The sequence below is a fragment of the Nocardia sp. NPDC127526 genome (assembly GCF_042672265.1).
In the GTDB taxonomy this organism is placed as follows: Bacteria; Actinomycetota; Actinomycetes; order Mycobacteriales; family Mycobacteriaceae; genus Nocardia.
This window is the reverse complement of record NZ_JBHXVO010000025.1, coordinates 85,577-105,748: the sequence shown is the minus strand read 5'-3', so window position 1 is coordinate 105,748 and position 20,172 is coordinate 85,577. Positions and strand designations below refer to the sequence as shown.

The following is a 20,172-nucleotide window of genomic DNA, read 5'->3' as shown; positions in this document are numbered from 1 at the left end:
GGCGTATTCAGCTCATGCGGTCGAGCAGCTCGCCGTCCGCCCCGAACAGTTCCCGCCGCCAGTGCTCGAGCAGGGCATCGGTATCGATGTCGTCGGGATGGAAGCCCGGCCGCATATAGGGCCGGATCTCCTTCATGAACCCGCGCACGATCGGGCCGCGATACAGCCGGATCGATTCGCGCAGCACCTTGATCGGCCGCCAGCTGTGCGGATCGCCGAGGATCGACGCGGCCACGCCGAGCGAGACGACCGGAATGGTGAAGGCGTAGGTGCCCGCCATGAGCACGATCCGCACGACCTCCGAACCGCCCGTGGCGCGGTACACGTCGAAGGCCACCGACTTGTGCTCGAGCTCCTCGAAGGCGTGCCAGTTCAACAGGTTCCACACCTCCGGGTCACCGGGGATGGCCTGGATATCCGGATTACCGAGCACCCGATTCGCCAGGGTGGAGGTGTAGTGCTCCGCCAGCGCCGTCACGGCCAGGTGCATGTGCCTCGGCACCAGGTTCTCGACCATGATCAGCGCACGCTCCCGCAGCGCGCCGGGCTCGAAGGTGAATACCCGCACGATCGGGAAGCCCATGTCGATGAGCTGCTCGTTGAGGGCCCGATGCTGGTTGCCGTGCATGGCCTCCTGGCCGATGAAGCCCGCCACGCGCTTCTTCAGCACGGGATCGGTGATCTCACCGGAGAATTTGCGCACCGAGCGGATGAAGGATTCCTCGCCCGGCGGGAACGCCCCCGACAGCAGCGCCACCAGATGCGTGAGCGGAATATCGTCCTGGACGAAGTGGTGGGCCATGGGTTCGGGCCGGCCGAACCGGAAGCGCATGCGCCGCACCTTCGGATAGGGGGTGGGGGACGCGGTGTCCTGACCGATCGCCATTGGTCGGTCCTTTCTCGATGGAGTTGTCCTACTTCAGGTGGTCGACGAGAGCGCCGTCCGCACCGAAAAGCTCGCGCTGCCAGCGCTCGAGCAGCGCGGTGGTGTCGATGTCGTCCGGGTGGAAGCCGGGCCGCATGTACTTGGCCAGGTCACCCATGAGCCCGCGGAAGATGGGGCCGGTGAACAGCTGATACGCCTCGCGGGCGATGCGCACCGGCTGCCGCCGCGCCACCGGATCGCGGGCCAGCGAAACCGCCAGGGAGCCATAGGTGAACGGGATGGTGAGCGCGTACAGCACCGCCATCACGCCGATCCGGGTGCTCTCGGTGCCGCCGACGGCGCGGAACACGTCGAAGGCCACCGACTTGTGCTCGAGTTCCTCGAGCGCGTGCCAGTTCAGCAGGTTCCAGAATTCGGGTGAGGCCGGAATGGCCTGGATCTCGTCACTGGAGAGCACCCGCTGCGCCAGCACGGCGGTGTAGTGCTCGGCCGCCGCGGTGGCCGCCAGATGCGCGAGCGGAGAGAGCCGGTTCTCGATCCGGCGGGCGCGGTCCTTGGCCTTCTCGGTATCGATCCATTCGATGGGATAACCCATTTCGAGGAGTTTGTGATTGAGCCGGCGGTGCTCCTGCCCGTGCATGGCCTCCTGGCCGACGAAGCCGCTGACCCGTTTCTTCAGGTCCGGATCCGTAACCTGCTCGGCCACCCGGCGGACCGAGCGGATGAAGGATTCCTCGCCGGGCGGGAAGCCGCCCGAGAGTCCGGCCACGAAATGGCTGAAGACCATATCGCCGTCGACGAAGTACTTGTCGTTCGAATCATGGTGCTCGAAGCGGAATCTGATCCGCCGAGCCTTGGGGTAGCTGAAAACGGTGCTGGCCATCTTGCCCATCCTTGGTGCAACACTGAGTACCTAGTACTGCGTGTTCGATGTGAGCTCAGTGTAGAATTGTCCCAGACAGATAGGCAAGGGGTGCGCCGTAACGGATCGAATTACAATCTGCCGCATGGCCTCCCACCCCAATCGCGACCGCCCGGCCGCCCCGAAGGGTGATGCCCGCTACGACCGCTGGCATTCGCATCGCGCCTCGGTGCGGGCCGAGCTCATCGAGGCCACCATTCGCGCCATCGATGAGCACGGACCCGATCTCTCCATCGACGATGTGGTGAAAACCGCTGGTATACCGCGCCCCAAGCTGTATCGCTTCTTCGGCGACAAGGTCGAGTTGCTGGCCGCGGTGAGCGGCCGGGTGCAGGAGCTGATCGTCGAGCGCGTCACCCCGCTGTTCGACCCGGCCGCCTCGGCGCGCGAGGCCATCCGCACGGCCCTGGCCGCCTATATCGATCTTGTCTCCGAGCGCCCCAACCTGTTTCGCTTCATTGTGAGCTCACACGTGGTCGCGGCCTATGGCGCGGCCCGTTTCCTCGAAGACGGGCGGCCACTGTCCGATACAGTTTCCGAGTTCCTCGCCGGCATACTGCGGGTCCGCGGCGCCGATGGGGACCATCTCCAATACAGCGTGGACGCACTGCTCGGCGCGATCGGCCTCGGCGTGCTGCGCTGGCTGAACGAACCGTTGATCAGCGGCAAGGAACTCGCCGATCAACTGGCCGCCTTCGCCTGGGGGGCGCTCTACGCCACGGCCGAATCCCGGGGGCTCACACTCGATCCCGACGAACCCCTGACCGCGTTCGCCGAACTCGCCGCCCCCGATCAGGCCTGACTCACGAACCGTCGGCCGCCATTTCGCGGCGCACGGTGGTGGTGATCTCCGAGGCGGTCATGATCATGGCAACCAGGAAGTCGACCAGCTGGGCGCGCTCGATCGCGAGATCGCCGCGCAGCCATTCGGTGATCAACTCCAGGCCGCCGTGGGCGATGGTGCGGGCCGCCAGTTCGGCGTGGATGCCGGTGACGGCCTCCTCGCCCAGCAGTTCGCGGCCCTGGGCGAGCATGGTCCGAGCAGCCAGATCGACCAGTTCCGTACGCCGGCGGCGCAATTCGTCGCCGGACTGGAATTCGACGACCAGGCGGCGGCGCACCGGATCGTCGGCGAGGACGGCCACGCCGTGCTCGACGACAGCGCGCAGGCGGATCCGGGTATCGGCGGGGGCATTGGCGATGACGTCGAACAGTCCGGCCATGAGTTCGGCCAGCTGGGCGTCCACCAGCTCGAACAACAACTGGTCGGTATCGGCGTAGCTCTCGTAGAAGTAGCGGTCGTTCAATCCCGCGCGGGTGCACAGCGCGCGCACCTTGAGTCCGGCCAGGCCCTGCTCGGCAATCAGCTCCCGGGCGGCCGCGCGCAGCTTCTCGCGCCGCTGGGCGCGCCGCTCATCGCCGCTCAGTCCGGCATATCGCCCCCGGTCCGATGCCATGTCACCACCACCTGTTGCCATGCCGCCGACTTTGGTGAAGACTATCACCAAATAGTCTGGTGAAGTCATTCACCAGAGTGGGATGCCTAACAGGAGGCACGCAATGGCGCGTACCGAGCAGTTGCCCGAACCGGTCGTCTTCCAGGAGCCGATGTTCAAGCTGGCCATGAAGATCCTGGCCCCCGGCGATATCCGGCCCACGCCCGAACAGCGCGACGCCTATCGCCGGTTCACCGAGCAGGGCGATCCGCTCGCCGACGCCGTCGTGGACATGTTCCGCCGCCTGCCCACCGGCCACGGCCGCAAACTGTTCGAGATCGCCCTGGAACGCGGCATCGACGCGGTGCCGGACGCGCCCGCCGAACTGCGCGCCTTCTTCGCCCACCTCGATGCCCCGCCCTTCTGGCTGGACCAGGCCAAACTCGACAAGGCCGCGCGGGTCTGCGGCCGGGTCAGCCCGTGGGCGACCAATCTGGCCCTGTCCATGTTCTCGCTCAATGGCGGCTATCTGGCCTCGCGGGCGGACAAGGTGCTGATCGGGACCGGCGGCCTCTCCGCCGAGAACATGGCCCCGCGCCGCGTGACCGAGACCGCCACCTGGTGGATGGATGTGACCGCGGCCGGCGGGATGGGACGCTTCCAGCCCGGCTTCAAGAACACCGTGCGGGTGCGGCTCATGCACGCCCAGGTGCGCGCGGGCATGAACCGCCGCGCGGACTGGGACTACGCGAACTGGGATCACCCGATCAACCAATCCCTCACGGCGGGCACGCTCATGCTGTTCTCGCTGGCCACCATTGCCGGCTGCCAGGCGCTCGGGTTGCAGTTCACCCGCAAGGAGAAGGCGGCCGTGTACCACCTGTGGCGTTATGTCGGCCATGTGATCGGCCTGGACCCGGAGATCCTGCCCGCCGACGAGACCGACACCTGGCGGCTGCTGTGGCTGCAGGCGGACTACGAATTCAAGCCGGACGCGGATTCGCGCGCCCTGTCCGCGGCGCTGGTCGGCGCGCTGCCCGCCATCTACGGCCTGGATCGCGGCGGCCCGGCCGGCCGCCTGGCCGGTCGCGCCTTCACCCTCTACTCGGTGTCCTACAGCCGAATCCTGCTGGGCCACACCAATTCCGACTTCCTCGGCATGCCCTACAGCCGCGTCTTCACCGCCGCCGTCCTGGCCACCGCCGCACTGAACGGCGCACTCGAGATCCCCCGCCGCGTGATTCCCGGCGCGACCCGGCTGGCCGAGCGACTCGGCCGCCGCACGACCGAGCGCATGATGGCCCGGTCCGTGCTGGCAACCGGCCCCGACCGCAGCTACGGCCGCCACGACCGGCTCGCCGAAACCCGCGCCGCCTGAACCACTCTCCCGCTCGGCGCCACGCGGGGCCGAGCGGGAACTCCGGTCAGGCGAGGCGGCGCAGATCCTTCGACTGCGCCTGCTCCAGACATTCGCCCAGGAAGCGCAAGGCGGGCCGGGCGAAGGCGAAGGCGCCGGTGACGTGTTCGCGGCGGTGCATGGTGTGCATGGTGACGTCCGCGCCGAGGGCCTTCCAGCTCTCGGCCAGGGCCACGGCCTGCGGGAACGGGATGATCTGCTCGGCGGTGCCGCCGGCGACCAGAACCGGTGCGGCCGGGGCGATTCCGCCCAGTTTGTTCTCTTGCAGGCGCGCCTTGACGGCCGGGACCTGGAACGGCGGCGTGTGACAGAAGGTGTCGACGTGGGTGGGGATCACCAGGCCGCCGGCAATGCCGACCACCGCCGCCGCGGCGGCATGGGTGCGGCGGAAGAGGGCGGCCAGGGCGCGACCCTGGGGCTTGAGGTATTGCAGGACATCGAGTTCCGGGTAGGCGGCGTCGAGGCCGAGCACGCCGTAGAACAGCAGGAAGGCGTAGGGGGTGCCGTCCAGGAAGGCGATCATGTCCTCCAGATCGGCGGGGGCGGAACCGATCGCGCCGCCGGCGAGCTCGAGGTCGGGAGCGTAGCCGGGCTGGAGTTGCAGCGCCCAGCCCGCGGCATTGCCGCCCTCGGAGTAGCCGTAGATGCCCAGTGGGCCGTCGGGGTCCAGGCCGGCGGCGGGCAGGCGGCGCGCGGCGCGCATGCTGTCCAGCACGGACGGGCCCAGCGAGCGGCCCATGACATAGGGGTGCGTGCCCGGATTGCCCAGTCCCGGATAGTCGGTGATGGCGAGCGCCCAGCCGCGGCGCAGGGCGGCCCGGATGAACAGCGATTCGTATTCCACGCCGAAGCGCAGCTGCCACGAGGAGGCGGCGATTCGGTCGGCCAGGCCCTGGGTGCCGACGGCGTAGCCGATGAGCGGCTGCGGGCCCGCGCCCCGCCAGGGTGCGCGCGGCACCAGCACGGTGCCGGTGACCTCGACCGGGTCGCCCGCGCCATTGGTGGAGGTGTAGGTGATGCGCCAGGCGCGGGCGGGAAGTCGCAGGCCGGGCAGCATCCGCGCGACCATCGGCGATGCCGCCAGCAGCCGGCCCGGAGCTCCCGCCGCCGCTTCGTCGATGCGGTGGGTGTATGCAGTCATCATTGCCTGCCCTTCTTGCACGAACGCGCCTTATGCAGTTGTCGCGCAATCGAATCCGGGCGTTAACGACTGTCCGGGACAGCGCGCATGATCGTTACCATACCCAACGCGAGAAAAAGTGACACCTCGTGTTGCAGTAACTCTCACTCACTGAGACAACACTGTGAAATACGCTCTTGCACCGCCATGTTGCCCACGGGGTGAGCACACCTCAGCGAATCCTGTTGATCTCGGGCAGCACCCGCGACACCTCCACGAATACGGCCGCCCTGCGGACCATTGCCGACCTCGCACCGGCGGAGATCGAAGCGCGGCTGTACGACGGACTGGTCGGACTGCCCGCCTTCATTCCCGGTGACCAGGCCGCCCCCGCCGCAGTGGCCGCGCTGCGGGCGGAGATCGGCGCGGCGGACGCCGTCCTGATCTGCGCGCCCGAGTACGCGGGCATGATTCCGGGCAGTCTGAAGAACCTGCTCGAATGGACCGTGGGCACCGGGGATCTGTACGGCAAGCCCGTCGCCTGGATCAATGTCGCGCACGAGGGGCGCGGCGATGCGGCGGTGGCCACCCTGCGCACGGTGCTGGGCTACGTCGGAGCCGATATCGCCGAAGCCGCGTGCGGGCGGATCACCGTGCTGCGCGACATGGTCGGCGCGGACGGGACGGTCGCCGATCCGAGCGTCCGGGAGCGATTGGCCATCGCGCTCACGGCATTGGCCGAACATGCGAGCATCGCCGAACCATCCGAGATCTAGATACCCCCATAGGGTATGACATGAATCACTAGGCGGAGGCATTCCGTCCAGATACCCCCCATGGGTATACAAATGGGACCGGATTTCCCTCTGCCAAGGAGTGATTCACATGTCCACCGCCAACCCGGCGCCACCGTCCTCGCGACGGTGGATCGCCCTCTCCCTCATTGCCCTCGCCCAGTTCATGGTCATCATGGACACCTCGATCATCGGCGTCGCGCTGCCGGAAATGCAGACGGCCCTCGGGTTCTCACAGGAGAACCTGTCCTGGGTCTTCAACGCCTACGTCGTCGTCTTCGGCGGACTGCTGCTGCTGGGCGGCAAGCTGTCCGACATTCTCGGCGCGCGGCGCATCTTCCAGCTCGGCTGGGCCGTACTCGGCGCCGGATCGCTGGTGGCGGGCATCGCCTCCACCGCCACGGTCGAGCTCATCGGGCGCGGCATTCAAGGTGCGGGCGCGGCGCTCATCGCGCCCTCGGCATTGACGCTGCTCATGATGCTGTTCGGCGGCAATCCGCGCGAGCTGACCAAGGCGTTCGCCGTCTACGGCGCGGCCGCGCCCGCGGGCGGCACCGCCGGTGTCTTCCTGGGCGGCGTCATTACCGAATACGCTTCGTGGCCTTGGGTTTTCTATATCAACATCCCCATCGCCCTGCTGGCGCTGATCGCCGCTCCCGCCCTGGTTCCCGGCGGCGCGCTGGCCCCGCACGGCTCGGTCGACCTGCTCGGCGCGGCGACCGCCACCCTCGGCCTCGGCGCGGCCGTGTTCGCCGTGGTCCGGGCGCCGGAAACCGGCTGGCTCTCCGGTGAGACCTGGGGCGTGCTGGGCCTGGCGGCCCTGCTGCTGATCGCCTTCCTCGGCATTCAGCTCCGCCGCAAGGATCCGCTCATGCCGCTGGCCATCTTCCGCTCCCCCAACCTCGGCGCGGCCAACCTGGCCCAGGTGCTGCTCGGGGCGGCATGGGTGCCCATGTGGTTCTTCCTGAACCTCTACCTGCAGCAGGTGCTCGGCTACTCCGCCTTCCCGTCCGGCGCGGCGCTGCTGCCCATGACCGCGCTCATCATGGCCGGCATGATCGCGCTGTCCCCGAAGCTGTTCGCCCGCTTCGGCGCTCGCACCATGATCATCACCGGTCTGCTGGTGCTGGCCGCCGGCCTGGCCTGGCTGTCGTTCATCCGCCCCGACGGCAATTTCTGGATCGACGTGCTGCCCGGTTCGCTGGTCGCCGCCCTGGGCATGTCCCTGGCGTTCGTCCCGTCCCTGCAGACCGCCATCTCCGCCGCGCCGCCGGAAGAGGGCGGCCTGGCCTCGGGCATCGTGAACACCGGCTACCAGATCGGCTCCGCGCTCGGCCTGGCCGCGGTGACCGCCATCGCCTCCGCCGCGGGCGCCGAAAAGCTCGGTGACACAGTGGCTCTCACCGATGGCTTCGCCGCCGCCTTCCAGTCGGCCGCCGTCATCGCCGTGGTGGCCGCCGTCGCGGCCGTGGCGACCTTCCGCCGCCCGGCCCGCACCGCCGAGGAGGTGAGCGTCAACGCCTGAGCACTGTCCCCCGCAACCCCGTGACACGACCCGGCGGAGATTTTCCGAATGGGGCCACGCACGGGGTTGCCGGGTATTTACTGGTGTAGACCGAACCGGCGCCGATCCGAGGGATGGTGCGGGATGGATGTGGGAATCTTCGGCGCGGGCCTGATCGGCCTGAGCCTGGCGGGACTGTTCGACCGTGCCGGGCATTCCGTGCACATCGCCAGCCGCCACCTGGAGGAATTAACGGCGACCCTGGCCGACAGGGGACTACGCCATACCCGGGCCGCCCCGGTGGACGAGGTCACCGACGCCGCGTCGCTGCTCGTCGGCGCGGTGCAGTGGAATCAGCTGGCGGCTCTCGCCGCCGAATTGCCGCCGCTCGACGGCAAGATCTGGATCGACCCGGCCAACCCGTTCGAACGCGATGCCTACGGCAATGTCACCGTCGTCGACACCGACAGCCGGCCGACCAGTGCGATAGTCGCGGAGCTGGTGCCGAAGGCCCAGCTGGTCAAGGCCTTCAACAACTTCACCACGCCGATGTACCGTTCCGGCCCGCTCACCTCGCTGGGCCGCATCGTCGCCCCGATGGCCGGTGATCACCCCGCGGCGCTGTGCCGCGTCGCGGAACTCGTCAAGACCACTGGATTCGTTCCGGTGGTCATCGGCAATATCGACGACAGCGTGGTGCTGGAACCCGGCGGCGCGCTGCGGCAGCTGAGCATCCCGCTGATTGCGCCCTAGGCTCCCGGGGGCCGATCAATCCTTGCGGGCCAGCCCGCCGAAGGCGCCGGAAACCTCCGGATGCTCGCCGACATCGGCCGGATTCTCCGGCCGCCACAGCGGCAGCAGCACCAGGCCGGGCTCGAGCAGCGTCCAGTCGTGGAAGTACGTCGCGATCGCGTCCTTGCTGCGCAGCGTGATCTCGGTGGAGGTGCGCCCGGACAGCTTCTGCGCATCCAGCACCTCCTGCGGCTGCCCATCGGCGGTGGCGTGCGTGATCGCCACATAGCTGCCGGGCGCGCACACCTCCAGCAGCCGGGCCACCGCCCCGGCCGGATCGGCCTCGTCCGGCACGAAATGCAGGACCCCGAGCAGCAATACGGCCACCGGACGCGAGAAATCCAGCAGCCGCACCACATCCGGCGCGCTCAGGATCGAATCCGGTTCGGCCACATCGGCATGAATGACGGCGGCATTCGGATTGCCGTCGAGAATGGCCTGGCTGTGCGCGACCGCGACCGGATCGATATCCACGTACACCACGCGGGCGTGCGGATTCCGGGCCTGCGCAACCTCGTGCACATTGCCGACGGTCGGAATGCCGGAGCCGAGATCGAGGAACTGGTCGATTCCGGCATCGGTCAGATACCGGACACAGCGGCGCAGCAGATCCCGGTTGGCGCGCATGGTCTCCGCGACATTCGGGGTGAACTTCTCGATCATGTGCGCCAATTCGCGATCGATCTCGAAATTGTGCATGCCGCCGACGAAGTAGTCGTACACTCGCGAGGCACTGGGGCGATCCAAATCGATGCCCTCGGGAGCCCAACTCGGTCTGGTCATCGCTTCGCAACCCTTCTGCACCAAGCTGCTTCACGGCCAATCATGAAGCGCCGCAATGGTATCGCAACCCGGACCGGCAAGGCGGCGTTCGCGGCCCGAGACTGGTCGGGCTACCATCAACCCCCATGGCGTCGGATCCCGGGGGTGGGCCGGAGCATGGCGGCCCGCACGCCGACTTGGTCGAACAGTGGGCAGCCGCGCTCGACAGCGGAGTCCGCGATCACGTGGTGCCCATGAGCCGGGCCGAGGCCCACGCCCTGCTGACCCGGCTCGCCGCGGGTTTCGCGGCCGCCGCGCGGGATGGCGCAACCCCGGATCGCGTGGCCGAACTGGGCGCGGAACTGGCGCGTGCGCATTTCGTCGGCAACGAGGTGCTGGGCCGCAGCGTCAGCGTGCTCGGGTCCTTCTTCGCCCGGGATGGCGCGGTACCGACCGACCGGATCGCGGAACTGCTGGGCGCATTCACCGCCGGCTATGTGCGCGCCTTCCGCACATGGCTGCTGGCGGAACAGGAAAGCGTGCGAATCGCCGAAATCACCGCACGCATGCGGGTGCAGGAGAAGCTGCGGGCGAGCGAGGCGCGGTTCCGGGCGGTGTTCGCCCAGGCCGGAATTGGGACCGGATTGTCCGATATGTCCGGTCGCATTATTGAAGTGAATACCGCCTTCGCGGAAATGCTCGGCTATACGCCGGCCGAGATGTGCGCCCTGGCGGTCACCGATCTCGCCCATCCCGAGGACGATCCGGGCATGTGGCCGCTGTACGCGGCGGTGCTGCGCGGGGATGTCGACAATGCCCAGATGGAGAAGGCGTATCCGCATCGCGACGGGCGCACGGTGTGGACGAATATCAATGTCTCGCTCATCCGCGACGATCACGGGGAGCCGCGGTACACGCTGATCCTGGTGGAGGACATCTCCGAACGGCGCGCACTGCGCGAACGCCTGCACTACCGCGCGCATCACGATCAGCTCACCGGGCTGGCCAATCGATCCCGGTTCTTCGACGCCCTGACCGCCGCCTTCGCCGAGCCGGATGCCCGCATCGGCCTCTGCTACGTGGATCTCGACCGGTTCAAGGCCGTCAACGACACCTTCGGCCACGCCATCGGCGACGAACTGCTGGTCCAGGCCGCCGGCCGGCTCACCGCCTGCACCGCCCCGGACCAACTGGTGGCCCGCATGGGCGGCGACGAATTCGTCATTCTGGTCCCGGATTCCGGCGGCGAGGTCGATCAGCTCGCGCACTGCGTGCGCCGCACCTTCGCCCGCCCGTTCGAGGTGCACGGGCACCGGCTCACGGTCACCGCCAGCGTCGGCACCGCGGCGGAGTTCGCGGCCCACACCACCGCCGACGATCTGCTGCAGGCCGCGGACTACAGCATGTACTGGGCCAAGGCCGCCAATCGCGGACCCGTGCGGCCGCTCTCGGCATCGCGGCACACCCTCGGCCGGGACACCCGGCACGCCGACGGCGGCGCGGTGCCCGCCAAGACCACCGAATAATGGCGCGAACTCGCCTCACAGCGCGCGCAACTGCGCCAGCACCTCGAATGCGACTTCCGCGGAATCGGACAGCGCGGCGATCTCCAGCACGGTGGCGTCGTGCAGCGCCGGATCCTGCAGCGCGAGGCCGTTGCCGAAGATGACCACATTCGCGCCGAGATCGGCGGCGATCAGCAGCTGCCTGGTGGCGACGCCCTCGCCCACCAGCAGATCCAGGCCCTCGCCGAGGAAGTAGAAGCGCCACGGCGGGCCCAGATCGGCGTCGTAGACCTGCTTGGTGCGCTCGACGATCACATCGCCCGCGGCCGCGATGGCGGCGACGATCTTGAAGTAGTCCGGCCCGTTCTCCGGCTTCGTCCCGATGGCGGCGAGGGAGTACGCCAGATCCACCGTGAGGTGCGCGTTGTAGCCCGACATGGCCGCCCGCGCCCCCGACAGCTCGCAGTTCGCCGCCAGCGCGAAATACCGCGCCCAGTGCGGTTCGACCACGCCGCCGGTGAATTCGGCGTGCAGATTGTCCAGGTAGCGGCGCAGCAGCTCGAAGCTGATGGCATGGGCGAACCGCCGGTCGGCGAAAGCGAGCGGATCGCGTTGCAGCGGCATGACCGCCACCTCCTCGACCCCGTCGAGCCCGATGCCGAACAGCCCGCGCCGGTCGCGATGCTCGGCCAGGATGCGGGTGATCCGCTGGTTACGCTGCACCGCGACCTCGAGCCGCTCGAGAGCCGCACCCGGCAGGTCCGAGGTATCCGATAGACGGGCTATGGTGGCAATCTCGCCGGTGGACAGTGGCGTCCCACAGGCGGCCGGCGCGGGTGCAATGCCCGCCGGGGCCGCGGCTCCCGGCGCGGCCGCGGAAACCGCCAGTACCGCAGCGCCGATCGCGATGAGGAGCCCGGGCCGGGCGGATGTTCGCACGGGCAAAAAGTGTACGGACCGGTCGGAAAATCAAGTGATTGCCGACATGCCTCGTCAGGGCACCTTGACAGGAAATCGTTCATAACTCCGCAACGGTGCGAATAGGCTCGGCTCGCTCATGGCACATTCGCGTCAGCGCAACAGCAAACATCCGGCGGTAGCGTCTTGGAGAACCATGACATCGCGTGCAAGACATATCGACAACACCCTGCTGGTGGACAGACCGGGCGAACCCCTGCTGTCCGAACTGGTCGAACATCTGCGCCAGAACCGCACCCTGCTACGGGAGGAATGGGCGCGCCGCATTACCCATGCTCAGCTGCTCACCGCCATGACGCCGGACGAGATCTTCTCCGAGGCCACCTCGGTCTACGACAACTACGTCGACGCCCTCGAGACCGGCAGCGTGGAGGCCCTGCAGAACTACGCCCGTGATCTGTCCGAGCGCATCATTCCGCGCGGCGTCGAGACCGACGAGGTGCTCGGCATCGTGCTGCTGCTGCGAGATGTGCTGGCGCGCTCGCTGTTCGAGAAGTACCAGTCCGATTTCGAATTGCTCAATCGGGTCCTCGACGCCTACGAGCCCGCGGCCAACCGCATCGCCAATACCGTCGGCGTCTCCTTCGTGGAGGAACGCGAGCGCATCATCCGCCAGCAGCAGGAGGCCATTCGCGAGCTCTCCACCCCGGTGCTCCAGGTGCGCGAGCAGCTGCTCATCCTGCCCATTATCGGCGTGCTGGACTCGCAGCGGGCCCGGCAGCTGACCGAACAGCTGCTGGGCGCCATTCGCGGCAATCGGGCCAAGGTGGTGGTCATCGATATCACCGGCGTGCCGACCATCGACTCCACGGTGGCGAATCACCTGGTCCAGACCGTGGACGCCTCCGGGTTGATGGGCGCCAGCGTCATCATCACCGGGCTGTCCTCGGAGATCGCGCTCACCCTGGTGGCGATCGGGCTGGACCTGTCGAAGATGAACGCGGTCGGCGACCTGCAGGGCGGTATCGAAGAGGCCGAACGACTGCTCGGCTACGAGGTGAGCCGCACCGCCGACACGCTGTGAGATCGCGTCGGCGGCACGGCTTTCCGGGCTTGCGGGCCTACTCGGCCACGTCCGGGAAGGCCTGCTGGCGGTGCCCGCCGCGCAGGGTGCCCTCCACATAGGCCGCCTTGCAGGCCCGGCGCGCGATCTTGCCGCTGGAGGTGCGCGGAATCGAGCCCGCCGGCACCAGCAGCAGATCCCGCACCGTCACGCCGTGCCGCTTGGCAATGGCGGCGCGCACCGTCTCCGCGATCGGCTCCGGATCGAGTTTCGCCGCGCCCGTGCCGCGTTCGGCCACGATCACCAGCTGCTCGGTGCCGGCCTCGGCGCGATCGCCGGCCTCGACCGGCATCTCGTCGGCCGAAACCGAGAAGGCCGCAACGAATCCGGGCCGCAGCGCGGTGCTGGACTCCTGGGCGCTGTACTCCAGATCCTGCGGATAGTGATTGCGGCCGTCCACGATCACCAGATCCTTGACGCGGCCGGTGATGTAGAGCTCGCCGTCGTAGTAGGCGCCGAAATCGCCGGTGCGCATCCACTTCGCGTCCGGCTCGGTGCCTTCGGCGTGACTGCCGTGCGGCTGGCGCGAGGTGAGCTTGTTGTGGAAGGTCGCCTCGGATTCCTCGGGGCGGCCCCAATAGCCGATGCCCATGTTCTGCCCGTGCAGCCAGATCTCGCCGACCTCGCCGTCGGGCCGTTCCGCGCCGGTCTCCGGATCCACGATGGTCGCCCACTGCGACAGTGCGACATAGCCGCAAGAAACCTGTGCCACAGCGTTTTCCGCGTCCGGATTCACCTCGGTCATACGGCCGGCATTGAGCTCGCCGCGGTCCACGTAGACCACCCGCGCCTCGTCGTCGCGCCGGGTGGCCGAGACGAACAGCGTCGCCTCCGCCATGCCGTAGCACGGCTTGATGGCGGTCTTGGGCAGCCCGTAGGGCTCGAAGGCCTCGTTGAACTTCTGCATCGAGGTCACCGAGACCGGCTCGCTGCCATTGATCAAACCGATCACCCGCGACAGATCGAGTTCCTCACCGGGCTTGGGCTTGCCCCGCACCGCCGCATGCTCGAAGGCGAAATTCGGTGCGGCCGCGTAGATCTCGGCCCCATCCTCCTGCGCCGCCAGCTCCTTGATCCAGCGGTAGGGCCGGCGCACGAAGGCACTCGGCGACATGATGGTGATGAACTTGCCGCCGAGCGAGGGCAGGATGACGGTGAGCAGGCCCATGTCGTGGAACATGGGCAGCCAGGTGACGCCGCGCGCCTTCTCGTTGATGCCGATGGCGCTGATCATCTGGAACAGGTTGGTGCCCACGGCCCGGTGGGTGATCTCCACGCCCGCCGGCGTCCGGGTGGAACCCGAGGTGTACTGCAGATACGCCACGCTGTCGATATTGATCTCCGGACGCACCCAGGTCTCGCCGACGCTGTCCGGGATCATCTCCACGGCGATGATGCGCGGGCGCTGCGGGGCGGGCAACTCCCGGAACAGTTCCCGCACCCCGGCCGCCGCCGAACCGACCGTGAGGATGGCGGCGGGCTGGCAGTCGTCGAGCACCGCGTGCAGCCGATCGGAATGCCCGTGCTCATCCGGTTCGAACAGCGGCACCGCGATATTGCCGGCGTACACCGCCCCGTACATGGCGACGATGTACTCCAGCCCCTGCGGACAGAGGATGGCGACCCGGTCGCCGGGCTGCGTGACCTGCTGCAACCGGGCGGCCACCGCGCGCAGCCGGACGCCGAACTGATTCCAGGTGAGTTCGAAGTACTCACCGTCGCGTTCGCGCGAATAGTCGACATAGCGGTAGGCGAGTTCGTCGCCGCACTCCGCGGTGTGATGGTCGACCAGGTCGATCATCGTCTTGTTGTCGGGGAGCGAGATGTTGCCGTGCTCGTCCAGAAAGTCATCGAAAGTGGTCTCGCCGATCATTCCCTATCCTTTTTCAACTCACAGCCATGACTGTGCAGTGACACCGAACAAAGATCGACACAGGAGCCCGGGAATTAGCTGGGGCTGAGGAAGACTAGCAGGTGCCACGGTCCCGGATACTCAGTACCGACCGAAGGCGAGCGCGACATTGTGCCCGCCGAAGCCGAAGGAGTTGTTCAGGGCGTAGTCGTAGGTGCCCGGCCGCGCCTGGCCCTTCACCACGTCGAGATCGATTTCGGGGTCCTGATTGTCCAAATTCAGCGTGGGCGGGATGATTCCGTCGCGCACCGCCAGCACGGTGAGCACCGATTCGAGCGCGCCCACGGCCCCGATGGAGTGCCCCAGCGCCGACTTGGGCGCATAGACCGCAGCGTGATTGCCGACCGCTTGCTGAATGGCATTGGCCTCGGCGGTATCCCCGATGGGCGTGGCGGTGGCGTGCGCATTGATATGCGTGACATCGGATTTCGAGATTCCGGCGTTCTCCATGGCGCGGGTCATGGCGCGCGCCGCGCCCGTGCCCTCCGGGTCGGGGGCGACGAGATGGAAACCGTCGGAGGTGATCCCCGCGCCCATGAGCCGGGCGTGAATGGTCGCGCCGCGGGCCTTGGCGTGCTCCTCGGTCTCGATCACCATGAGGGCGCCGGCCTCACCGAAGACGAAGCCGTCGCGGTCGCGGTCGAAGGGGCGCGAGGCCGCCTTGGGATCGTCGTTGCGGGTGCTCATGGCGCGCATCATGGAGAACCCGGCGATCGGCAGCACGTGGATGCCGCCCTCGACGCCGCCGGTGACGACCATGTCGGCATCGCCCATGACGATCATCTGCCAGGCATTGGCGATCGCCTCCGAACCGGATGAACAGGCCGAAACCGGCGTTCGCACACCGGCGCCCGCGCGCAGCTCGGTGCCGACCACGGCGGCCGCGCCATTGGGCATGACGGTCTGCACGGTCAGCGGGGAGACCTTGCGGTAGCCGCCGGTCTCGAGCTTGTCGCGCGCCACGATCAGGCACTCCGCGCCGCCCAGGCCGGTGCCGATGGCGACGCCGAGGCGGTCGCGATCGACCTCCGGATTGCCGGCGTTCTTCCACACCTCGCGCCCCAGCACCAGGGCCATCTGCTCGATGTAGGACAGGCGGCGTAATTCCGCCGGGCTGACCTGATCGCGCGGCGAGACCTTGAGGTGGCCGCCGATGCGCACCGGCAGTTCGAAATCCTGGACCCAGCTGTCCTCGAGGACGTCGATACCGCTCTCGCCGTTGAGTAGGCCCTTCCAGGTCGAGTCGACGTCTCCCGAGATGGAGGTGGTGGTCGCCAGGGACGTGACGACGACGTCGGGGAACTTGCGGCGGTTGGGCGTCTGCATGATCGTTCACTCTCCGTAGCAATGCTGCGGCGAACCTGATTTCGATCCGCGTGGCTGTCAAGGACTGTTTTGCAACTCGCGAACGCTCCCGGCCGCGAACACTGCGGCGGGTGTTGAAGCCAATCTCCGGCGAACTGGGCTAGATTATCCGAGGCTAAGCCGACCAGTCTCCTTGTGCGACACGCGGGACCCCGAAACCGTTCCAGGTGGTCCCTTTCGCCCACGGCGGCAATCGCCGGATCTTTCACCATCATTCCGCAGCGCCGAGCCATTTCGAGGGAGGCACACGAACGTGGCCAGGAATCTGACGCAGCTCGAGTTGCTCATCGAGTTGGAGCCTGTTGCCGAACAGAATGTGAATAGGCATCTATCCATGGCCAAGGACTGGCATCCGCACGACTACGTGCCGTGGGATGAGGGCCGCAACTTCGCAGCTATGGAAGGTGAAGACTGGGACCCTCAGCAGTCCAAGCTCAGCGAGGTCGCCAAGGCGGCCATGATCACCAATCTACTGACCGAGGACAATCTTCCCAGCTATCACCGGGAAATCGCCGAGAACTTCTCCCAGGACGGCGCCTGGGGCACCTGGGTGGGCCGCTGGACCGCCGAGGAGAACCGGCACGGCATCGTGCTGCGCGATTACCTGGTGGTGACCCGCGGCGTGGATCCGGTGGCCCTGGAGCAGGCCCGCATGATTCACATGACCAACGGCTACAACGCCATGCATCTGGTCCGCGACCGCGTCGGCCACAGCCACATCTATGCGGCTGCCGGATTCATGTATTCCGTCATCTATGTGACATTCCAGGAATTGGCCACTCGCGTTTCTCATCGCAATACCGGCAAAGTGTGCAATGACCCCATAGCGGACAGGATGCTGCAACGCATTGCCGCCGACGAAAACCTGCACATGATCTTCTATCGCAATATGGTCGGCGCCGCCCTGGACCTGTCCCCCGACCAAGCCGTCGAAGCCATCGCCAACATCGTCCAGCAATTCCAAATGCCCGGCGCCGGCATGCCCAACTTCCGCCGCAATGGCGTCCTCATGGCCAAACACGGCATCTACGACCTCCGCCAGCACCTCGAAGAGGTCATCCAACCGGTCCTCAAGAAGTGGAACATCTTCGACCGCACCGACTTCACCCCCCGCGGCGACTACTACCGCAACGTCCTGGGCCAGCACCTCGAAAAACTCCGCAAGGACGCCGTCCGCTTCGAAGAACAACGCGACCGCTCCCTCGCCCGCGAAGCCCAACGCCGAGAAAAGGATTCAGCCCTCATCAGCTGAACCCCCAGCTGGACAACCGATCACCGGGAACTGATGGCGGCATTTCGCGAGTAGCCCCCGCCACCAGTTCCCGGTCGGCGTTGTTTCAGAACAAGGTCATGGGATCGGTGGGGAGCGGCTCGGGCAGGGGCTCCAGGTCGGGGAGGTGGGTGCGGACCTCGGCGTGGAATTGGCGGGCGAGAGTGCGGGCCTGGGAGTTGTCGGGGGTGTGGATGAAGACGGTGGGAGAACGGCCTTCCCGGAGCCAGGCGACGACCGTGCGGATCCAGGGCTGCCAGCCGGCGATGGTGGCTTTGGGGTCGTCGCGGCCGTGGTAGCGGACCATGGGGAATTCGGTGAGGGCCCGGGTGCGGCGGGGGACGCGGGGCTTCTTGGACCAGGCCTCGTTTTCGGCGGCGCTGATGGGCGGGGTGGCGAACAGGACGGTGGTGTCGAAGGTGACCCATTCGGCCGCGGCGGCATTGAGGATCGATTCCAGTTGCCCGATGGCGCGGTCGTTCTGGAAGAAGGCCGGATGGCGGACCTCCACGGCGGCGCGGTAGTGGACGGGGAGGCCGTCGAGCAGGCGGGCCAGGGCGGCGAGGTCGGTGAAGGAGGCGGGGAGCTGGATCCACAGGGCGTGTAGACGGCGGCCCAGGGGTTCGACGGCGTCCAGGAACGTGGTCATCTCCTCGTCGATGCCGGTGAGGCGGCGATCGTGAGTGACGGTGCGCGGGAGCTTCACGACGAATCGGAAGTCGGGATCGGTTTGGCGGGCCCAGGATTCGACGGTGCGGCGTTGCGGGGTGGCGTAGAAGGTGGTGTTGCCCTCGACGGCATTGCACCACGAGGAGTAGGTGCGCAGGCGCTCGGCCGGGGGTAAAGGTCTCTCCTGCCAGTCCGGGTGTTGCCACATCGCGCATCCCACGTACAACCGCATAGCTGCCACGTTAGGTCAAGGACTTCTTCGGTCGCAGCCAACCGAAGGTAAGCTCCACCGCTCGCCGCCAGTTGTCGTATTCCTGCGCGCGCAGGCGCGGGTCCATGCGCGGCAGCCATTGGGCCGCCACCCGCCAGTTGTGGCGCAGCCCTTCGAGATCCGGCCAGTAGCCGACGGCCAGGCCCGCCGCGTACGCCGCGCCGAGGGAGACGGTCTCGGCGACGATCGGTCGCATGACCGGTATGTCGAGCACATCGGCCACGATCTGCATGAGCAGGTTGTCGGAGGTCATACCGCCCGCCACCCGCAGCGCCGCCGCGTGCAGGCCGGAATCGGCGTTCATGGCCTCCACCACGTCGCGGGTCTGCCAGGCGGTGGCCTCCAGCACGGCCCGGGCGATGTGTCCCTTGGTGACATAGGAGGTCAGTCCGATGATCAGCCCGCGCGCGTCGCTGCGCCAATGCGGCGCGTAGAGCCCGGAGAAGGCCGGGACCAGATAGCACCCGCCATTGTCTTCGACTGTGCCCGCGAGGGTTTCGATCTCGGGCGCACTGGCGATCAGGCCGATGTTGTCGCGCAGCCACTGCACCAGCGAGCCGGTGACGGCGATCGGCCCTTCCAGGGCGTACACCGGCTCCGGGCCGATCTGATACCCGATGGTGGTGAGCAGGCCGTGCTGTGACCGCACCAGCTCCCGGCCGGTGTTCATCAGCAGGAATCCGCCTGTGCCATAGGTGCATTCGGTCTCCCCGGGCGCGAAACAGGTCTGCCCGAACAAGGCCGCGTGCTGATCGCCGAGCGCGGCCGCGATGCGCACGCCCGGAACCACCCGCCGCGCCGTGCCGAACTCGCCGGTCGAGGGTTCGATGCGCGGCAGCATGGCCTTCGGAATATCGAAGAACCGCAGCAGTTCGTCGTCCCAGTCCAGGGTTTCGAGATTCATCAGCAGCGTGCGCCCGGCATTGGTGACATCGGTGACGTGCACCCCGTGGTCCGCGCCGCCGGTGAGATTCCAGATCAGCCAGGTCTCCATGGTCCCGAACAGCACCTCCCCGCGTTCGGCGCGATCACGCAGTCCCGCAACGGAATCCAGCAGCCAGCGCAGCCGCGGCGCGGCGAAGTAGGTGGCCAGGGGCAAGCCGCACAGCTCCCGAATGCGTTCCGCCCCGGGCGCTTCGCGCAACCGGTTCACCAGCTCCTCGGTGCGCACGTCCTGCCACACGATGGCCCGCCCGATGGGCGTCCCGGTGCGCCGGTCCCACACCACCGTGGTCTCGCGCTGATTGGCGATCCCCACCGCCGCCACCTGCTCGGCCGTGATCCCCGAATCCCGCAGTGCCGCAGGGACGACGCGCTCGACATTGCGCCAGATCTCCAGCGCGTCCTGCTCCACCCACCCGGGCCGCGGATAGTGCTGCCGATGCTCGCGCTGCGCCACCCCGGCCAGCCGGGCGCGCTGATCGAACAGGATGCACCGCGTGGAGGTGGTGCCCTGATCGATGGCGAGCACATATCGTTGCGTCATTCCCGGCCGCTCCCGTCCCG

The 20,172-nt window shown here is 67.6% G+C and carries 18 protein-coding genes; 8 read left to right on the top strand and 10 right to left on the bottom strand.

The features are described from left to right. Nucleotides 1–7 precede the first annotated feature (7 nt). A complete protein-coding gene (locus ACFVIV_RS30380; protein ID WP_379202195.1) occupies nucleotides 8–886 on the bottom strand; it encodes a metal-dependent hydrolase in 879 nt (292 codons plus the stop codon). Nucleotides 887–914: 28 nt separating this feature from the next. Further along, nucleotides 915–1,769, bottom strand: a complete 855-nt coding sequence (locus tag ACFVIV_RS30375; protein WP_379202193.1) for a metal-dependent hydrolase — start codon at nucleotides 1,767–1,769, stop codon at nucleotides 915–917. Nucleotides 1,770–1,893: 124 nt separating this feature from the next. Here ACFVIV_RS30375 and ACFVIV_RS30370 point away from each other — a divergent pair, with 124 nt between their 5' ends. Beyond that, entirely contained in the window at nucleotides 1,894–2,610 is a 717-nt protein-coding gene (locus ACFVIV_RS30370; RefSeq protein ID WP_379202191.1) for a TetR/AcrR family transcriptional regulator, read from the top strand. Between the two features lies 1 nt (nucleotide 2,611). Here ACFVIV_RS30370 and ACFVIV_RS30365 read toward each other — a convergent pair whose 3' ends face one another. After that, complete coding sequence (locus ACFVIV_RS30365) at nucleotides 2,612–3,265, bottom strand: TetR/AcrR family transcriptional regulator (RefSeq protein WP_379202189.1); 654 nt, start codon at nucleotides 3,263–3,265, stop codon at nucleotides 2,612–2,614. Between the two features lie 103 nt (nucleotides 3,266–3,368). Here ACFVIV_RS30365 and ACFVIV_RS30360 point away from each other — a divergent pair, with 103 nt between their 5' ends. Further along, nucleotides 3,369–4,622, top strand: coding sequence for an oxygenase MpaB family protein (locus ACFVIV_RS30360; protein ID WP_379202187.1), 1,254 nt, complete (start codon nucleotides 3,369–3,371; stop codon nucleotides 4,620–4,622). 46 nt (nucleotides 4,623–4,668) lie between these two features. On the opposite strand, the gene ACFVIV_RS30355 is transcribed toward ACFVIV_RS30360, so the two are convergent. After that, nucleotides 4,669–5,805: a lipase family protein gene (locus tag ACFVIV_RS30355; protein ID WP_379202185.1), complete on the bottom strand. Its 1,137-nt coding sequence runs from the start codon at nucleotides 5,803–5,805 to the stop codon at nucleotides 4,669–4,671. 197 nt (nucleotides 5,806–6,002) lie between these two features. On the opposite strand from ACFVIV_RS30355, the gene ACFVIV_RS30350 reads away from it, so the two are divergent. From ACFVIV_RS30350 to ACFVIV_RS30340, 3 genes are all read left to right on the top strand, one after another. Beyond that, the gene (locus ACFVIV_RS30350) at nucleotides 6,003–6,557 is read left to right on the top strand and encodes an NADPH-dependent FMN reductase (protein ID WP_379202183.1); all 555 of its coding nucleotides are present in this window, start codon (nucleotides 6,003–6,005) and stop codon (nucleotides 6,555–6,557) included. A gap of 109 nt (nucleotides 6,558–6,666) precedes the next feature. After that, nucleotides 6,667–8,100, top strand: coding sequence for an MFS transporter (locus ACFVIV_RS30345; protein WP_379202181.1), 1,434 nt, complete (start codon nucleotides 6,667–6,669; stop codon nucleotides 8,098–8,100). A gap of 123 nt (nucleotides 8,101–8,223) precedes the next feature. Beyond that, nucleotides 8,224–8,832: an NADPH-dependent F420 reductase gene (locus tag ACFVIV_RS30340; RefSeq protein WP_379202179.1), complete on the top strand. Its 609-nt coding sequence runs from the start codon at nucleotides 8,224–8,226 to the stop codon at nucleotides 8,830–8,832. A 15-nt stretch (nucleotides 8,833–8,847) separates the two neighbouring features. Here ACFVIV_RS30340 and ACFVIV_RS30335 read toward each other — a convergent pair whose 3' ends face one another. Next, nucleotides 8,848–9,654, bottom strand: coding sequence for an SAM-dependent methyltransferase (locus ACFVIV_RS30335; protein ID WP_379202177.1), 807 nt, complete (start codon nucleotides 9,652–9,654; stop codon nucleotides 8,848–8,850). Between the two features lie 125 nt (nucleotides 9,655–9,779). Between ACFVIV_RS30335 and ACFVIV_RS30330 the strand changes: the two genes are divergently transcribed. After that, nucleotides 9,780–11,159 (top strand): diguanylate cyclase domain-containing protein, encoded by a 1,380-nt coding sequence (locus ACFVIV_RS30330; protein WP_379202175.1) that lies wholly within the window; start codon nucleotides 9,780–9,782, stop codon nucleotides 11,157–11,159. A gap of 15 nt (nucleotides 11,160–11,174) precedes the next feature. Here ACFVIV_RS30330 and ACFVIV_RS30325 read toward each other — a convergent pair whose 3' ends face one another. Further along, nucleotides 11,175–12,077, bottom strand: a complete 903-nt coding sequence (locus ACFVIV_RS30325) for a DUF5995 family protein (protein ID WP_379202173.1) — start codon at nucleotides 12,075–12,077, stop codon at nucleotides 11,175–11,177. A gap of 175 nt (nucleotides 12,078–12,252) precedes the next feature. On the opposite strand from ACFVIV_RS30325, the gene ACFVIV_RS30320 reads away from it, so the two are divergent. Beyond that, nucleotides 12,253–13,140: an STAS domain-containing protein gene (locus ACFVIV_RS30320; RefSeq protein ID WP_379202171.1), complete on the top strand. Its 888-nt coding sequence runs from the start codon at nucleotides 12,253–12,255 to the stop codon at nucleotides 13,138–13,140. A 37-nt stretch (nucleotides 13,141–13,177) separates the two neighbouring features. Here the strand turns inward: ACFVIV_RS30320 and fadD32 are convergent, their stop codons facing one another. After that, nucleotides 13,178–15,052, bottom strand: a complete 1,875-nt coding sequence (fadD32, locus tag ACFVIV_RS30315) for a long-chain-fatty-acid--AMP ligase FadD32 (RefSeq protein ID WP_379202169.1) — start codon at nucleotides 15,050–15,052, stop codon at nucleotides 13,178–13,180. A gap of 120 nt (nucleotides 15,053–15,172) precedes the next feature. Continuing rightward, nucleotides 15,173–16,417, bottom strand: a complete 1,245-nt coding sequence (locus ACFVIV_RS30310; RefSeq protein WP_379202167.1) for a KasA/KasB family beta-ketoacyl-ACP synthase — start codon at nucleotides 16,415–16,417, stop codon at nucleotides 15,173–15,175. 292 nt (nucleotides 16,418–16,709) lie between these two features. On the opposite strand from ACFVIV_RS30310, the gene ACFVIV_RS30305 reads away from it, so the two are divergent. Continuing rightward, entirely contained in the window at nucleotides 16,710–17,708 is a 999-nt protein-coding gene (locus ACFVIV_RS30305) for an acyl-ACP desaturase (RefSeq protein WP_379202165.1), read from the top strand. An 85-nt stretch (nucleotides 17,709–17,793) separates the two neighbouring features. Here ACFVIV_RS30305 and ACFVIV_RS30300 read toward each other — a convergent pair whose 3' ends face one another. Together ACFVIV_RS30300 and glpK are read right to left on the bottom strand one after the other, a co-directional pair. After that, entirely contained in the window at nucleotides 17,794–18,627 is an 834-nt protein-coding gene (locus ACFVIV_RS30300; protein ID WP_379202164.1) for a DUF72 domain-containing protein, read from the bottom strand. Nucleotides 18,628–18,637: 10 nt separating this feature from the next. Further along, a complete protein-coding gene (glpK, locus tag ACFVIV_RS30295; RefSeq protein ID WP_379202162.1) occupies nucleotides 18,638–20,152 on the bottom strand; it encodes a glycerol kinase GlpK in 1,515 nt (504 codons plus the stop codon). Nucleotides 20,153–20,172: the final 20 nt, after the last annotated feature.

Coding starts and splice junctions, on each gene's coding strand:
- ACFVIV_RS30380 (WP_379202195.1), bottom strand. CDS start 886: ATGGCGATCGGTCAGGACACCGCGTCCCCCACCCCCTATCCGAAGGTG.
- ACFVIV_RS30375 (WP_379202193.1), bottom strand. CDS start 1,769: ATGGCCAGCACCGTTTTCAGCTACCCCAAGGCTCGGCGGATCAGATTC.
- ACFVIV_RS30370 (WP_379202191.1), top strand. CDS start 1,894: ATGGCCTCCCACCCCAATCGCGACCGCCCGGCCGCCCCGAAGGGTGAT.
- ACFVIV_RS30365 (WP_379202189.1), bottom strand. CDS start 3,265: ATGGCATCGGACCGGGGGCGATATGCCGGACTGAGCGGCGATGAGCGG.
- ACFVIV_RS30360 (WP_379202187.1), top strand. CDS start 3,369: ATGGCGCGTACCGAGCAGTTGCCCGAACCGGTCGTCTTCCAGGAGCCG.
- ACFVIV_RS30355 (WP_379202185.1), bottom strand. CDS start 5,805: ATGATGACTGCATACACCCACCGCATCGACGAAGCGGCGGCGGGAGCT.
- ACFVIV_RS30345 (WP_379202181.1), top strand. CDS start 6,667: ATGTCCACCGCCAACCCGGCGCCACCGTCCTCGCGACGGTGGATCGCC.
- ACFVIV_RS30340 (WP_379202179.1), top strand. CDS start 8,224: ATGGATGTGGGAATCTTCGGCGCGGGCCTGATCGGCCTGAGCCTGGCG.
- ACFVIV_RS30335 (WP_379202177.1), bottom strand. CDS start 9,654: ATGACCAGACCGAGTTGGGCTCCCGAGGGCATCGATTTGGATCGCCCC.
- ACFVIV_RS30330 (WP_379202175.1), top strand. CDS start 9,780: ATGGCGTCGGATCCCGGGGGTGGGCCGGAGCATGGCGGCCCGCACGCC.
- ACFVIV_RS30320 (WP_379202171.1), top strand. CDS start 12,253: ATGACATCGCGTGCAAGACATATCGACAACACCCTGCTGGTGGACAGA.
- fadD32 (WP_379202169.1), bottom strand. CDS start 15,052: ATGATCGGCGAGACCACTTTCGATGACTTTCTGGACGAGCACGGCAAC.
- ACFVIV_RS30310 (WP_379202167.1), bottom strand. CDS start 16,417: ATGCAGACGCCCAACCGCCGCAAGTTCCCCGACGTCGTCGTCACGTCC.
- ACFVIV_RS30300 (WP_379202164.1), bottom strand. CDS start 18,627: ATGCGGTTGTACGTGGGATGCGCGATGTGGCAACACCCGGACTGGCAG.
- glpK (WP_379202162.1), bottom strand. CDS start 20,152: ATGACGCAACGATATGTGCTCGCCATCGATCAGGGCACCACCTCCACG.